This is a genomic window from Geminicoccus sp. (assembly GCF_036263595.1).
GTDB lineage: Bacteria > Pseudomonadota > Alphaproteobacteria > Geminicoccales > Geminicoccaceae > Geminicoccus.
Genome location: NZ_DATAGQ010000031.1, coordinates 13,858 through 27,135, shown reverse-complemented (window position 1 = coordinate 27,135; position 13,278 = coordinate 13,858). Strand labels below are relative to the sequence as shown.

13 protein-coding genes are annotated in these 13,278 nt (G+C 68.7%); 7 read left to right on the top strand and 6 right to left on the bottom strand.

The genetic code is table 11. The features are described 5' to 3' along the window. The 4 genes from hisF (at nucleotide 1) to VHL31_RS02155 (ending at nucleotide 4,816) form a co-directional block, all read left to right on the top strand. A complete protein-coding gene (gene hisF / locus VHL31_RS02170) occupies nucleotides 1-753 on the top strand; it encodes an imidazole glycerol phosphate synthase subunit HisF (protein ID WP_329659560.1) in 753 nt (250 codons plus the stop codon). Next, a complete protein-coding gene (hisE, locus tag VHL31_RS02165) occupies nucleotides 750-1,994 on the top strand; it encodes a phosphoribosyl-ATP diphosphatase (RefSeq protein WP_329659559.1) in 1,245 nt (414 codons plus the stop codon). The genes hisF and hisE overlap by 4 nt, the downstream gene beginning before the upstream one ends. 99 nt (nucleotides 1,995-2,093) lie before the next feature. Beyond that, a complete protein-coding gene (locus VHL31_RS02160) occupies nucleotides 2,094-3,125 on the top strand; it encodes an SDR family oxidoreductase (RefSeq protein WP_329659558.1) in 1,032 nt (343 codons plus the stop codon). Between the two features lie 65 nt (nucleotides 3,126-3,190). After that, nucleotides 3,191-4,816, top strand: coding sequence for an alpha-amylase family protein (locus VHL31_RS02155; RefSeq protein ID WP_329659557.1), 1,626 nt, complete (start codon nucleotides 3,191-3,193; stop codon nucleotides 4,814-4,816). 15 nt (nucleotides 4,817-4,831) lie between these two features. Here VHL31_RS02155 and VHL31_RS02150 read toward each other — a convergent pair whose 3' ends face one another. Genes VHL31_RS02150 through VHL31_RS02140 form a run of 3 tightly spaced genes read right to left on the bottom strand, consistent with a single transcriptional unit; the run spans nucleotide 4,832 to nucleotide 8,393 of the window. Beyond that, entirely contained in the window at nucleotides 4,832-6,451 is a 1,620-nt protein-coding gene (locus tag VHL31_RS02150) for an acyl-CoA dehydrogenase family protein (RefSeq protein WP_414653626.1), read from the bottom strand. After that, nucleotides 6,451-6,963 (bottom strand): macro domain-containing protein, encoded by a 513-nt coding sequence (locus VHL31_RS02145; RefSeq protein WP_329659555.1) that lies wholly within the window; start codon nucleotides 6,961-6,963, stop codon nucleotides 6,451-6,453. Before VHL31_RS02145 ends, VHL31_RS02150 begins: the two co-directional genes overlap by 1 nt. After that, complete coding sequence (locus VHL31_RS02140; RefSeq protein WP_329659554.1) at nucleotides 6,960-8,393, bottom strand: FAD-binding oxidoreductase; 1,434 nt, start codon at nucleotides 8,391-8,393, stop codon at nucleotides 6,960-6,962. The genes VHL31_RS02145 and VHL31_RS02140 overlap by 4 nt, the downstream gene beginning before the upstream one ends. A gap of 76 nt (nucleotides 8,394-8,469) precedes the next feature. On the opposite strand from VHL31_RS02140, the gene dapD reads away from it, so the two are divergent. From dapD to VHL31_RS02125, 3 genes are read left to right on the top strand one after another with little or no spacing between them, the layout of a single operon-like run. Further along, on the top strand, nucleotides 8,470-9,312 hold the full coding sequence (dapD, locus tag VHL31_RS02135; protein ID WP_349262340.1) for a 2,3,4,5-tetrahydropyridine-2,6-dicarboxylate N-succinyltransferase: 843 nt from the start codon (nucleotides 8,470-8,472) through the stop codon (nucleotides 9,310-9,312). After that, nucleotides 9,312-10,493: a succinyl-diaminopimelate desuccinylase gene (gene dapE / locus VHL31_RS02130; RefSeq protein WP_329659552.1), complete on the top strand. Its 1,182-nt coding sequence runs from the start codon at nucleotides 9,312-9,314 to the stop codon at nucleotides 10,491-10,493. The genes dapD and dapE overlap by 1 nt, the downstream gene beginning before the upstream one ends. Continuing rightward, nucleotides 10,490-11,062, top strand: coding sequence for a hypothetical protein (locus VHL31_RS02125; protein WP_329659551.1), 573 nt, complete (start codon nucleotides 10,490-10,492; stop codon nucleotides 11,060-11,062). Before dapE ends, VHL31_RS02125 begins: the two co-directional genes overlap by 4 nt. On the opposite strand, the gene truA is transcribed toward VHL31_RS02125, so the two are convergent. Genes truA through def form a run of 3 tightly spaced genes read right to left on the bottom strand, consistent with a single transcriptional unit; the run spans nucleotide 11,029 to nucleotide 13,242 of the window. Continuing rightward, nucleotides 11,029-11,793 (bottom strand): tRNA pseudouridine(38-40) synthase TruA, encoded by a 765-nt coding sequence (gene truA, locus VHL31_RS02120; RefSeq protein ID WP_329659550.1) that lies wholly within the window; start codon nucleotides 11,791-11,793, stop codon nucleotides 11,029-11,031. The two genes, VHL31_RS02125 and truA, sit on opposite strands and share 34 nt — an antisense overlap. Beyond that, entirely contained in the window at nucleotides 11,793-12,740 is a 948-nt protein-coding gene (fmt, locus tag VHL31_RS02115; RefSeq protein WP_329659549.1) for a methionyl-tRNA formyltransferase, read from the bottom strand. Before fmt ends, truA begins: the two co-directional genes overlap by 1 nt. After that, nucleotides 12,730-13,242 (bottom strand): peptide deformylase, encoded by a 513-nt coding sequence (gene def / locus VHL31_RS02110; RefSeq protein ID WP_329659548.1) that lies wholly within the window; start codon nucleotides 13,240-13,242, stop codon nucleotides 12,730-12,732. The genes fmt and def overlap by 11 nt, the downstream gene beginning before the upstream one ends. Nucleotides 13,243-13,278: the final 36 nt, after the last annotated feature.

Genomic DNA, 13,278 nt, shown 5'->3' with positions numbered 1-13,278 from the left:
ATGCTCACGAAGCGCATCATTCCCTGCCTCGACGTGGCGAACGGCCGTGTCGTCAAGGGCATCCGCTTCCAGGGTCTCCGTGACGCTGGCGATCCTGCCGAGCGAGCTGCGCTCTACGAGGAGCAGGGTGCCGACGAGATCGTCATCCTGGACGTCGCGGCAACGCCCGCCGGCCGGGGGCACCAGCACGAGACCGTGCGCCAGGTGCGCCGGGTGCTGTCGATCCCGCTCACCATCGGAGGCGGCGTGCGCACTGCCGACGATGCAGCCGCCTTGCTGGAAGCCGGGGCAGACAAGGTGAGCGTCAACACGGCAGCCGTGGACCGGCCGGAACTCCTGGCCGAGATCTCGCAGCGTTTCGGCGCCCAGTGCTGCGTGCTGGCCATCGACGCCCGCCAGGACCTGGAAGGCTTCGAGGTCCTCGTCCAGGGCGGCCGGCAGGGCACCGGCAAGGATGCCCTGGCTTGGGCGCAACAGGCGCAGGACCTGGGGGTGGGTGAGATCCTGCTGACCTCCTGGGACCGCGACGGGACGCGCTCCGGCTACGATCTGGAGCTGACCGGCAAGGTTGCCGGCCTCGTGCACGTGCCGGTCATCGCCAGCGGCGGGGCGAACTCTGCCGAGCACATCAAGGAAGCCTTCGAGGCGGGCGCGGATGCCGTGCTTGCCGCTTCCATCTTCCATGACGGCGACACGACGGTGGGCGACGTGAAGACCTATCTGGCCGAGCAGGGCGTGGTGGTGCGGCGATGATCGTCCCCTCGATCGACCTCCAGGGCGGTCAGGCCGTCCAGTTGATCGGCGGCGAGAAAAAGGCGATCGATGCCGGTGATCCCGGACCGATCATGGAACGATTCCGCCTGGCCGGCGACGTCGCGGTGATCGACCTGGATCGCGCGCTTTCCACCGGCGACAACGACGTGGTGATCGAGCGGCTGATCCCGATGGGCCGCGTGCGCGTGGGCGGCGGTATCCGTTCGCTCGAGCGCGCGCTGCACTGGCTGAACAAGGGGGCGTCCCAGATCATCCTGGGCACGGCAGCAAGGCCGGATCTCCTGGCGCAACTGCCGAAGGACCGGCTGATCGCGGCCTTGGACGCGCGCCATGGCGAGGTCGTGGTCGAGGGATGGACGGTCGGGACGGGTGCCACCGTGCTCGACCGGATCGGGCAGCTGAAGCAGCATGTCGGCGGCTTCCTCGTGACCTTCGTCGAGCGCGAGGGTCGCATGCAGGGCACCGACCTGGCCTTCGCCAAGGCCATCGTCGATGCGGCCGCACCGGCCAAGGTCACGATTGCCGGGGGTGTCACCAGCCTGGACGAACTGGCCGAGCTCGACCGGATGAGTGCGGATGCCCAGGTCGGCATGGCGCTCTATTCTGGGCGGATGGACCTGGGCGATGCGATCGCGGCACCGCTCGTCTCCGACCGCCCGGACGGGCTGTTCCCCACGGTCGTGGCCGATGAACGGGGCGTGGCGCTGGGCTTGGTCTATTCGTCGCGCGAATCCATCCGGCACGCGGTGGCCGAGCGCCGGGGCATCTACTGGTCGCGGTCCCGCAACAGCCTCTGGCGCAAGGGCGAGCAGAGCGGCCACATCCAGGAACTCCTGTCGGTCGCGCCCGACTGCGACCGCGACGCGCTGCGCTTCACCGTCCGGCAGCATGGCGTCGGGTTCTGCCATCTCGGCTGCCGTACCTGCTTTGGCGAGGATGGTGGCCTGGGTGCCTTGTCCCGTCTTCTGCTGGACAGGCGCGAACACGCGCCAGAAGGCAGCTACACGGCCCGGCTCTTCGCCGATCCCGATCTTCTCGCCGCCAAGCTCAGGGAGGAATGCGAGGAGCTGATCGAGGCCTCCGACCGCGAGCACGTGGTCCACGAGGCGGCCGACATCCTCTACTTCACCCTGGCGCGCCTGGCCCGTGAGGGTATCGGGCTGGACGAGGTCGAGGCCCATCTCGACCGACGCCATCGCCGCGTGACCAGGCGCGACTGAGCTAGGCACCAGCCACCGGTCGGAACTCTACCTCCCCGTCGCTGTTCATCTTCGTGGATGCCCTCCACGGCAGACCACGCAGCGCAGCTTGGAGGCCAGATGTCGACCGTCGTCAGTTCCGATCCGTCCGCAGGCCGGGTCGTCGTCGTTACGGGCGCTTCGGCCGGCGTCGGCCGGGCAGTGGCCCATCGCTTCGCCCGCGACGGCTATCGGATCGGCCTTCTCGCCCGCGATGCCGACGCGCTGCGCTCCGTCCAGTCGGAAGTCCAGCGGCTGGGCGGCCAGGGCCTCGTCGTGCCGACCGACATGGCCGATGCGGATGCGGTGTTCGCCGCGGCGGCACAGGTCGAGCGCGCGTTCGGCGAGATCGACGTCTGGGTCAACAATGCCATGGCGACCGTGTTCTCCCCGTTCTGGGAGGTCACGCCGGAGGAGTTCCGCCGCGTCACCGAGGTGACCTACCTCGGCTACGTGCATGGGACCATGGCGGCGCTTCGGCACATGCGCCCGAACGACCGCGGCACCATCGTCCAGGTCGGCTCCGCCCTGGCCTATCGCGGCATCCCGCTGCAGTCGGCCTATTGCGGGGCAAAGCATGCCATCCGCGGTTTCACCGATTCGCTGCGCACCGAGCTGCTCTATGCCCAGAGCCGGATCCGCCTGACGGCCGTGCACCTGCCGGCGGTGAACACGCCGCAGTTCAACTGGGCCCGCTCGCATATGGATTGCCAGCCGCGCCCGGCCGGCCCGGTCCACCAGCCGGAGGTGGCCGCTGATGCCATCGTCCATGCGGCGCACCATGCCGAGCGCGAATACTGGCTCGGATCGAGCACGGACATGGCGATCGTGGGCGACATGCTGGCGCCGCAGCTTGTGGACCACTACCTCGCGCGCACGACCTTCGAAGGCCAGTGCCGGCCAGAGAAGATCGAGCCGGACCGCCAGGACAATCTGTTCCAGCCGGTTCCGGGCCGCCACGCGGTCCGCGGGTCGTTCAGCCACGAGGCCAAGGACGATGCCCTCCGCCTGACGGGGTCCACGGTGCGGTTCATGACTGCGGCAGGGGCGCTGGGGCTTGCCGCCATCGCCGGCTTCGCCGCCAGCGCCATGCGCCGCAACGACCGGCGTTGAACGGCCAGCCCAGCCCGCACCGAACCTCGCCGCCCCTCACTCTCCGTCGATAGAGATCCGTCCTCATGCTCGACCTCTGGTACAAGAACGCGGTCATCTACTGCCTCGATGTCGAGGTGTTCATGGATGGCAACGGGGACGGTGTCGGCGACTTCAGCGGGCTGAGCAAACGGCTCGACCATCTGGAGGCCCTGGGGGTCACCTGCATCTGGCTGCTGCCGTTCTACCCCACCCCGAACCGGGACAACGGGTACGACATCAGCGACTATTATGGCGTCGACCCGAGGCTGGGCTCGCTCGGTGACTTCGTGGACTTCATCCGGGCGGCGCGGCATCGCGGCATGCGGGTGATCGTCGACCTCGTCGCGAACCATACCTCGATCGATCACCCCTGGTTCCAGGCCGCCCGCAGCGACCCCGACTCGCCCTTCCGAGACTGGTATGTCTGGTCGAAGGAGAAGCCTGCGGATGCCGATGAGGGGATCATCTTCCCGGGCGTGCAGCACACCACCTGGACCTATGACGAGAAGGCGGGCGAGTACTACTTCCATCGCTTCTATGAGCACCAGGCCGACCTCAATATCGGCAACCCCGCCGTCAAGGAGGAGATCGAGAAGATCATGGGGTTCTGGCTGGAGCTCGGCGTGTCGGGCTTCCGGATCGACGCCGTGCCCTTCCTCATCGAGTACAAGGGGCTGGACAACCCCCCGGACTCGGATCCCCATGCCTACCTGACGGAGCTGCGCGACTTTCTCGCCTGGCGAAAGGCGGAAGCGGTGATGCTCGCCGAGGCCAACATCCCGATGGACCAGGCGGACGAGTATTTCGGCAACGGCGACCGCATGACGATGGTCTTCCATTTCATGCTGAACCAGATGCTGTTCCTGTCCTTTGCCCGCCAGGACGCGACGCCGATGGCCGAGGCCCTGTGCGGGACGCCGAAGATCCCGAAGATCGGCCAGTGGGCGATGTTCCTGCGCAATCACGACGAGATCGACCTGGGCCGGCTGAGCGATGCGGAGCGGGAGGAAGCCTTCGCCGCGTTCGGTCCGGAGCCCGGCATGCAGATCTACAACCGGGGCATCCGCCGTCGTCTGGCACCGATGCTGGGTGGCGACCCGCGCCGGCTGGCGCTGGCGTTCAGCCTCGTGTTCGCGCTGCCTGGCACGCCCGTGCTCTGGTACGGGGACGAGATCGGCATGGGCGAGGACCTTTCGCTACCCGAGCGACATCCCGTGCGCATGCCCATGCAGTGGGACGACGGTCCGAATGGCGGATTTTCGCCAGCACCGGCAGACCAGCTGGTGCGCCGGATGGTCAACAGCGGCGCCTTCGCCTTCGACAAGGTGAACGTGGCAAGCCAGCGCGACGACCCGACCTCGCTCCTGAACCAGGTCCATCGCATGATCCAGGAGCGGCGGGCTCATCCCGAGATCGGCTGGGGCAGCTGCAGCGTTCTCGATCCCGGCGACGCGGCCGTGCTGGCACTGTGCCAGACCTGGAAGGAACGGCGGATCGTGAGCCTGCACAACATCGCCGATCGGCCGGCCGCCGCCCGGATCGATCTCGACCAGAAGCCGAAGCGTGTCCGCCGGATCATCGCCGATCTGGGCGCGCAGCCCATCGACAGCATCGACCAGGCGATCCAGCTCGATCCCTACGGCTTCTGCTGGCTGGAACTGATCGACTAGCGTCGGCTGGCAGCGCTAGCGGATGAAGGCCGCGCCGCTGGCGATCGCAGCCGCCTGTCCCTGCGCCTGCACCAGCACCCGCGCTGCCCAGAACCTGGCCAGGCGGTCGCTCTCCAGGTCGCCGAGTGCCGCCTTCTCGGCCAGCAGCCAGCCTCCGACGACATTGCCGATCAGGGTGAGGTAGAGGCTGGCCGCTGCCGCCTGGTCGTCCGCCGATGCCGTGCGGAGGCTGCGCGTCGAGGCTTCCAGCACGTCCAGGGAGGCCCCGATCTCCTCGCCCAGTGCCAGCGCCGGCAGTCTCGCGCGGATCTGCCCGAACAGCCGCAGCACGGTCTGGCCATCCTCCTGCGGCAGCTTGCGCAGCACCAGATCCTGCGCCTGGATGCCGTTGGTCCCCTCGTAGATCGGCAGGATGCGGGCATCGCGCAGCAACTGGGCAACGCCGGTCTCTTCCACGAACCCCATGCCCCCATGGACCTGGATCGCATCCGAGGCCAGCTCCACCGCCCGGTCGGTGCACCAAGCCTTTGCGATCGGGGTGAGGAGTCCGGCCATCGTCTGGTCGCCGCGATCCAGGGCGGCGGCGGTCAGGTAGCAGATACCGCGCGCAGCACTGGTGGTCGCCTGCATCCGCGTGATGGTGAGGGCAACGTCGGGATGCTCGCCGATCGGCACCGTCGCGCCGCCACGCTTGCCCTGTCGACGTTCCGCTGCGTAGGCGGAAGCGGCCTGCAGCGCGCGCTCGGCGATGCCCAGCCCCTCGACACCGACATTCAGGCGCGCGTTGTTCATCATTGTGAACATGCATTTCAGGCCGGCATGCGGCGCGCCCACCAGCCAGCCGGTAGCCCCGCCATGGTCGCCATAGGCGATGACGCAGGTCGGCGAGCCATGGATGCCGAGCTTCTTTTCCAGGCCGGCCACGCGCCAGTCGTTGCGGCTGCCGTCGGGCAGGCGCTTGGGTACCAGGAAGAGGGAAATGCCCCGGCTCCCCTCCGGAGCATCCGGCAGCCTTGCCAGCACGAGATGGACGACCTGCTCGGTGAAGTCGTGGTCGCCGAAGGTGATGTAGATTTTCTGCCCGGTGATCCGGTAGCTGCCGTTATCGGCGGGCACGGCCCGGGCACGCAAGGCACCCAGGTCGGAGCCCGCCTGCGGCTCGGTCAGGCACATCGCCCCGGTGGCCACGCCCGTCACCATGTCCTGGAGGTAGCGCGCCTTCAGCTCGTCCGACGCATGGTGCAGCAGGGCCTCGATGGCACCCTGGGTGAGCAGCGGTGCCAGGTACCAGGTGAGGTTGGCCGCGTTGAAGCTGTCGGCCACGGCCGTTGCCACGGTCCAGGGCAGGCCCTGGCCGCCGAACTCGTCGGGGAAGGGGAGACCCAGCCAGCCGGCTTCGGTGAACTGCCGCCAGGCATCGGCGAAACCGGTGGCGGTCCGGACTACCCCATTGTCCAGCCAGGTTCCTTCCCGGTCGCCCACCTGGTTCAGCGGGGCCAGCACGCCTGCGGCGAACCGGCCGCCCTCGCGCAGAAGCTGCTCCACCAGCTCATCGTCCAGGCCCGGCAGGAGGTCGGAACCCAGCACCGCCTGGAGGGTCAGGAGCTGGTCGGCGACGGGAGGCGTGAACGGGATCAATAGGGAAGCTCCAGGGCTTGCCGGTGGTAGCGGACGGACGCCTCATCAGCACAGGCGAACACCACGCGCTTGATGCCGCTGGCTGCATGCGCCGCCTTGCGGGTGGCCGCCACCGCGATAGCCGCGGCCCGCTCGGCTGGAAAGCCATGCGCGCCGGTGGCGATCGCCGGGAATGCCACGGACGAGCAGCCAAGGCATGCCGCTTCCGTCAGCGCCTTCTCGTAGCAGCTCGCCAGGAGCCGATCCCCTTCCGGCTCGCCGCCCTGCCAGACCGGTCCGACCGCATGGATCACGAACTTCGCCGGCAATGCGAAGCCAGGCGTCGTTCGCACCTCGCCGGCGCCGCATGGCGCAAGCTTCGCGCAGGCCACCGCGAGGTCCGGCCCGGCCGCACGATGGATGGCGGCGCTGACCCCGCTGCCGGGGGTCAGCTCGGCATTCGCCGCGTTCACGATCGCATCCACGGCAAGCGTGGTGATGTCGGCCTGGCGTGTCGCGAACATGGTCATGGGAGGGGCGCCGGCCCGGTGATCACGCCGGGGTTCAAAAGGTTCATGGGATCGAGCGCTCCCTTCATCTTGGCCATCAGCGCCAGTTCCACCGGGTCCTTCAGCCTCTCGAGCGCCGGCCGTTTCCAGCGCCCGATGCCGTGCTCCGCGGAGAACGAACCGCCCATGGAGGCTACAACCTCGAAGAGCGCGTCCTGGATCCGTGCCCGATCCTCCGCCGTAAGCCGATCGGGGGCGGGAGCCAGGACGTTCACATGAAGATTCCCGTCGCCGAGGTGCCCGAACGGGAATACCACGATGCCCGGGCGCACCTTCGGAAGTACCTCATCGCAGCGCCGGATCAGCTCCGGGATCTGCCAGGTGGCGACGGCCACGTCCGAGCGCCATACCGAACCCTTGCGCGTCATGGCCTCGGATTGTCCCTCGCGCAGCTTCCACATCACCGCGCGTTGCGCGTCGTTCTGAGCGATGGTGCCGTCCACGACGAGCTCGGCCGCCATCGCTTCTTCGAGCAGCCCTTCCAGGTGGCCCAGCAGACCCTCGCGAAAGCTCCAGGCCACCGTCACCAGCACGTGCCAGGGATGGCGGCCTTCGACGATCCTGGCCCCGAAAGCCTGCTCGGCCGCCTCCACCCCCGGATCGGCAATCAGCTCGAAGGCGGAGATGGTCTCGCCCAGCCGGTTGCGGAACAGAGCCAGCAACTCCAGGCCAGCCTCGGGCGTCTCGATCGCCAGCCACACGTCGTGCCGCTCCCTGGGCTTGGGGGCCAAGGCGAGCGTCGCGGCCGTGATGATGCCGAGGGTCCCCTCCGAGCCGATGAAGACCTGCTTCAGGTCATAGCCCGTATTGTCCTTGGGCAACGCCCGCAGCCCCTGCCAGAGCGTCCCGTCCGCCAGCACGACCTCCAGCCCCAGCACCAGCCGGCGGGTCATGCCGTAGCGCAGGACGTTGATGCCGCCGGCGTTGGTGGCGATGTTGCCGCCGATCCGGCAGCTGCCTTCGGCACCGAGCGAGAGCGGGAACAGGCGGTCGGCCCGGTCGGCCGCCTGCTGGACGTCCTGCAGGATGCAGCCGGCTTCGGCTACGAGATAGTCGCCGGACGAGGCGACCTCGCGGATCCGGTTCATCCGCTCAAGGTTCAGGACGACCTGACGGCCGCTCCCGTCGGGAATGTTGCCGCCGACCAGGCCGGTATTGCCGGACTGGGTGACGACCGGCACCAGGTGCCCGGCGCAGGCCCGCAGCACCGCCTGCACCTGGGCCACCTCGCGCGGGCGCACGACCAGATGGCTGGCGCCCGTGGACAGGCTCCAGAAGTCGGTGAGGTAGGGCGCGATCCGAACAGGATCGGTCAGGAGCGCGCCCTCGTCCAGCGATGAGCCCAGTTCGGCAAGGAACGCAGGCGGCAGCCCTTCGTTCGATACGCCCATGGCCCACTCCTCCTCGGATTGACGGCCGAACCGCCGTCACTAGTGTACGGCCGCGTTCATGAAGATGGGAATGCTGATGGACATCGAGGCACTGCGCCACCAGATCGAGGATGCGTTTGCTCGCGCCGCCGAGATCGGTCCGCACACGATGGGTGCGGAGCGCGACGCCGTCGAGACGACGCTGGACCTGCTGGACCAGGGCAAGCTTCGCGTTGCCGAGAAGGTGGACGGGCAGTGGCGCGTCAACCAGTGGGCCAAGAAGGCCGTGCTGCTGTCGTTCCGGCTGAACGCGATGAGCCGGATTGAGGGTGGGCCCGGTGGGTCGGGCTGGTGGGACAAGGTGCCGTCCAAGTTCCAGGGCCGCGATGCCGGCTGGTTCGAGCAGCAGGGCTTCAGGGCCGTCCCCAACGCGGTGGTCCGCCGCTCGGCCTATATCGCGCCGGGCGTGGTGCTGATGCCGTCCTTCGTGAACCTCGGCGCCTATGTCGACAGCGGCACCATGGTAGACACCTGGGCCACGGTTGGTTCCTGCGCGCAGATCGGCCGGAACTGCCACATCTCCGGCGGGGCCGGGATCGGCGGCGTGCTGGAGCCGCTGCAGGCGGGACCCGTCATCATCGAGGACGACTGCTTCATCGGCGCTCGTTCCGAGGTTGCCGAGGGCGTGCTGGTCGAGACGGGCTCTGTCCTGTCGATGGGCGTCTATCTGGGGGCGTCGACCAGGATCATCGATCGCGCGACCGGCGAGGTCTTCAAGGGCCGGGTGCCGCCCTACTCGGTGGTGGTGCCGGGAACACTGCCGGGCAAGCCGCTGCCCGACGGCTCGCCGGGACCCGGCCTCTACTGCGCCGTGATCGTCAAGCGCGTCGATGCGCAGACACGCTCGAAGACCTCCATCAACGAACTGCTCCGCGACTGATGGCATCGCCCGCACCGGCTGGCCTCGACCCCGTCGCCCTTGCGGCGGCCCTGATCCGCTGCCCTTCGGTGACCCCGGCCGAGGCCGGTACGCTCGACCTGCTCGCCCAGGCATTGGAAGGGCTGGGCTTTGCCGTGCACCGGGTGCCGGTCCAAAAGCCGGGGACGGAGCGGGTCGACAATCTGTTCGCCAGGCTGGGCGACACCGGTCCGCATCTCGCCTTTGCCGGCCATGTCGACGTCGTGCCGCCCGGCGACAGCTCCGCCTGGTCGCATGATCCCTTCGCGGGGGTCATCGAGAACGGCCTGCTGTTCGGCCGGGGTGCGGCCGACATGAAGAGCGGCGTGGCCGCGTTCGTGGCGGCGGTCTCGGCCTACCTGGCGAGCCATGGCCGGCCCGCGCACGGCTCTGTCTCGCTGGTGATCACGGGCGACGAGGAGGGGCCGGCGGTGAATGGCACCGAGCCGCTGCTGCGCTGGATGGACGAGCACGGCCATCGGCCGGATGCCTGCCTGGTCGGCGAGCCGACCTCGGTGGAAGCCAACGGCGACATGATGAAGGTCGGGCGGCGCGGCTCGGCCAATGGCCGGCTGGTGGTGCAGGGCCGGCAGGGTCACACCGCCTATCCGCACCGGGCCGACAACCCCGCCCACCGGATCGTGCAGATGCTGGCTCGCATCCTGGGCAGCCCGATCGATGCCGGCAGCGAATTCTTCGAGCCCTCCAACCTGCAGGTGACCTCGATCGACATCGGCAATCCCGCGGGCAACGTGATCCCTGCCGAGGCCACTGCCCGCTTCAACATCCGCTACAACGACCTCCAGACCCGCGAGCGGCTGGAGGCCTGGCTGCACGGCCATTGCGATGCCATCGGCGGCAGCTACCGGCTGGAACTCTCTTCCAGCGGCGATGCCTTCCTGACGCCGCCAGGGCCGTTCACCAAGCTGGTGGCCGCGGCCGCCGAGGCCTGCTTTGGCCGACGCCCGGAAGCCTCGACCAGCGGCGGGACATCCGACGCCCGCTTCGTCAAGCAGTACTGCCCGGTCGTGGAGCTGGGCCTGGTCGGAAGGACGATGCACCAGGTGAACGAGCACGTCCGCACCGAGGATATCGTATCGCTGACGGCCTGCTACCGGACGATCCTCGAGCGCTGGTTCGCGACAGCCCGGAATGGCGGGTGACGGTAGTGGCCATTGCTGATGCCATGCGCGGCTTTGCCGCCGCTTCCCTTCTCGCTCGCGGCAACGCGCGCGGGATCGAACTGCTCGACCTGTCGGTCGAAGGGTTCTGGCGCTCGTTCCAGGCCGTGCTCTGGATCGTGCCGCTCCACGCGCTCGTGATGCTGGCCCTGACGCATACCGCCGCCGATGCGGAGATCCCCATCCCCTGGACGGCAGAGTACATCTCGCTGCTGGCCCGCTTCGCCTTGTTTCCGCTGGTGGCGTTGCTGCTCACCAGGATCCTGGGCCTGACCCAGCGCTACGTGCCGCTGATCACGGCCTGCAACTGGGCAGCCGTGCTGCAGAGCGCGTTCCTGGCGATCAGCCTGCTGCTGATCTCGCTCCTGCCGGAACCGGACCGGCCGATGCTGCAGTTCTTCGCTTTTGCGGCGACCCTCGTCTACAGCTGGTTCGTGATGCGGGCAGCGCTGGCCACCACGGGACTGATCGCCTTCGGCTTCGTGCTGGCCGACATGGTGTCCTCGCTCTGGCTGGATCAGCTGCTCGATCGACTGCTCCAGCTGGGGTAGGCCACCTCGACCAGGGTAAGCCCGTCTGCCGGTGCCGTGGGCCCGGCCAGCCGCCGGTCGCGCGCCGCCAGCACATCCTTCATCCAGCCGCACGGGTGCTTGCCGCTGCCGATCAGCGCCAGCGTGCCTACGATGTTGCGCACCTGATGGTGGAGGAACGAGCGCGCGCGCACGTCCACGATGACGATCTCGCCGTCGCGGTGGATGTGCAGCAGATCCAGCGACTTCAGCGGCGACCGGGCCTGGCAGCTGGTCGCCCGGAAGCTGGAGAAGTCGTGGTAGCCGATCAGGACCTGGGCGGCGTCGTGCATGTGCTCGGGGTCCAGCGGCACCGGATGGTGCCAGACCAGGCCACGGTCGAAGGTGGGCGGTGCCCGCCTCGTCAGGATCCGGTAGCGATAGGCGCGGCCGATCGCCGAGAACCGTGCATGGAACCGCTCGTCGACCCGCCGGACCTCGGTCACGGCCACCGGCTGGGGCCGCAGATAATGGTTCAGGGCGGCACGGAGACGGCCAGGATCAACCTCCCGCTCCAGGTCGAGGTGAGCGACCTGACCGGTCGCATGCACGCCGGTGTCGGTGCGCCCGGCCCCGACGACGCCGATCCGCTCGCCGCTGAAGCGAAACAGGGCCTCTTCCAAAACGGCCTGCACCGATTGCCCGTTGCCCTGCCGCTGCCAGCCCAGGAACGGACGGCCGTCATACTCGACCAGGAGGGCCAGCCGCGGCATCAGGCCGGATCGAAGCGCGTGCCGATCGGCACCGTCCAGCCGCGCAGCAAGTCCGCGGCCGCCATGGCCTTTCTGCCCGGCCGCTGCACGACGTCGAGCCGGATCGCATCCTCCCCGCAGGCCACCAGCAGCGGTGTACCGACCACTTCGCCGGGCGTGCCATGGACGCCTTGCACGACCGTGACGGCGCGGACGCCGATGCGCTCGCCGTTCAAGAGCGCGAACGTTCCCGGGCGGGGCTCCAGGGCGCGCACCATGCGCTCCAGCTGGGCGGCAGGAAGCCGGAAATCGAGGCGTCCCTCATCCCTGCCCAGCTTGGCGGCATAGGTGACGCCGTCGTCTGGCTGCGGCACCGGAACCAGGCTGCCATCCGCCAGCCCCTGCAGGGTCGGCAGGAGAAGGTCCGCCGCCAGCAGCGCCAGCGTCTCGTGGAGTTGCGGTGCCGTGGTGGCAGGGCCGATGGGTACTTCGCCACGGCTATAGACAGGGCCGGTGTCCAGGCCCGTTTCCATGCGGAACAGGCAGACGCCCGTGACCGCGTCGCCGGCCAGGATGGCGCGCTCGATGGGAGCCGCCCCGCGCCAGCGTGGCAGCAGCGAGGCATGGAGGTTGATGCAGCCGAACCGCGGCACGTCCAGCACGGCCGGTGGCAGGATCAGGCCATAGGCTCCGGTGACCACCATGTCCGGCCGATAGGCGGCGAACCGCTCCACCGCTCCCTCGTCCCGGAAACGTGCAGGGGTCTCGACCGGAACTTCCAGCTCCAGGGCCCGCTTGTGCACCTCGGTGCACTGAAGCTGCTGCCCACGGCCCTTGGCTGCCGGCGGGCGGGTATAGACTGCCACCACCTCATGGTCCGAGGAGGCGATCAGCCGTTCCAGGCTCGGCAGGACGAAGCCTGTCGAGCCCATCACGACGACCCGCCAGGGCGTCGCCTCAGCCGGCACGCTGCCGCCGCTGCTTCTCCAGCTTCTTCAGCAGCATCTCGCGCTTGAGCCGGCTCAGACGATCGGTGAACAGCACGCCGTCCAGATGGTCGATCTCGTGCTGGAGGCAGCGGGCCAGGAGCCCCTCGGCCTCGATCTCCTGATCCTGCCCGAGTTCGTCCATGTAGCGAACCTTGACGCTGGCAGCCCGGTTCACCGGCGCGAACTGATTGGGCAGGCTCAGGCAGCCTTCCTCCGCCTCGGCCTGCTCCTCGGACAGCGAGAGCACCTCCGGATTGATCAGGCGGATCGGCTTTGGCTCTTCCTTCGGCCCCACATCGACCACGATCATCCGCTGGGCCACGCCGACCTGAGGCGCGGCCAGGCCGATCCCGGGTGCTGCGTACATCGTCTCCAGCATGTCGTTCAGCAGAGCCCGCACCCGCTCGTCCACCACCGGTACGGGCGCCGCCTTTTGGCGAAGGCGTGGGTCTGGGACTTCCAGGATCGGCAGAAGGGCCATGCAAGCTGCTCATGAAGGGGTGATCGGTTGGTCACG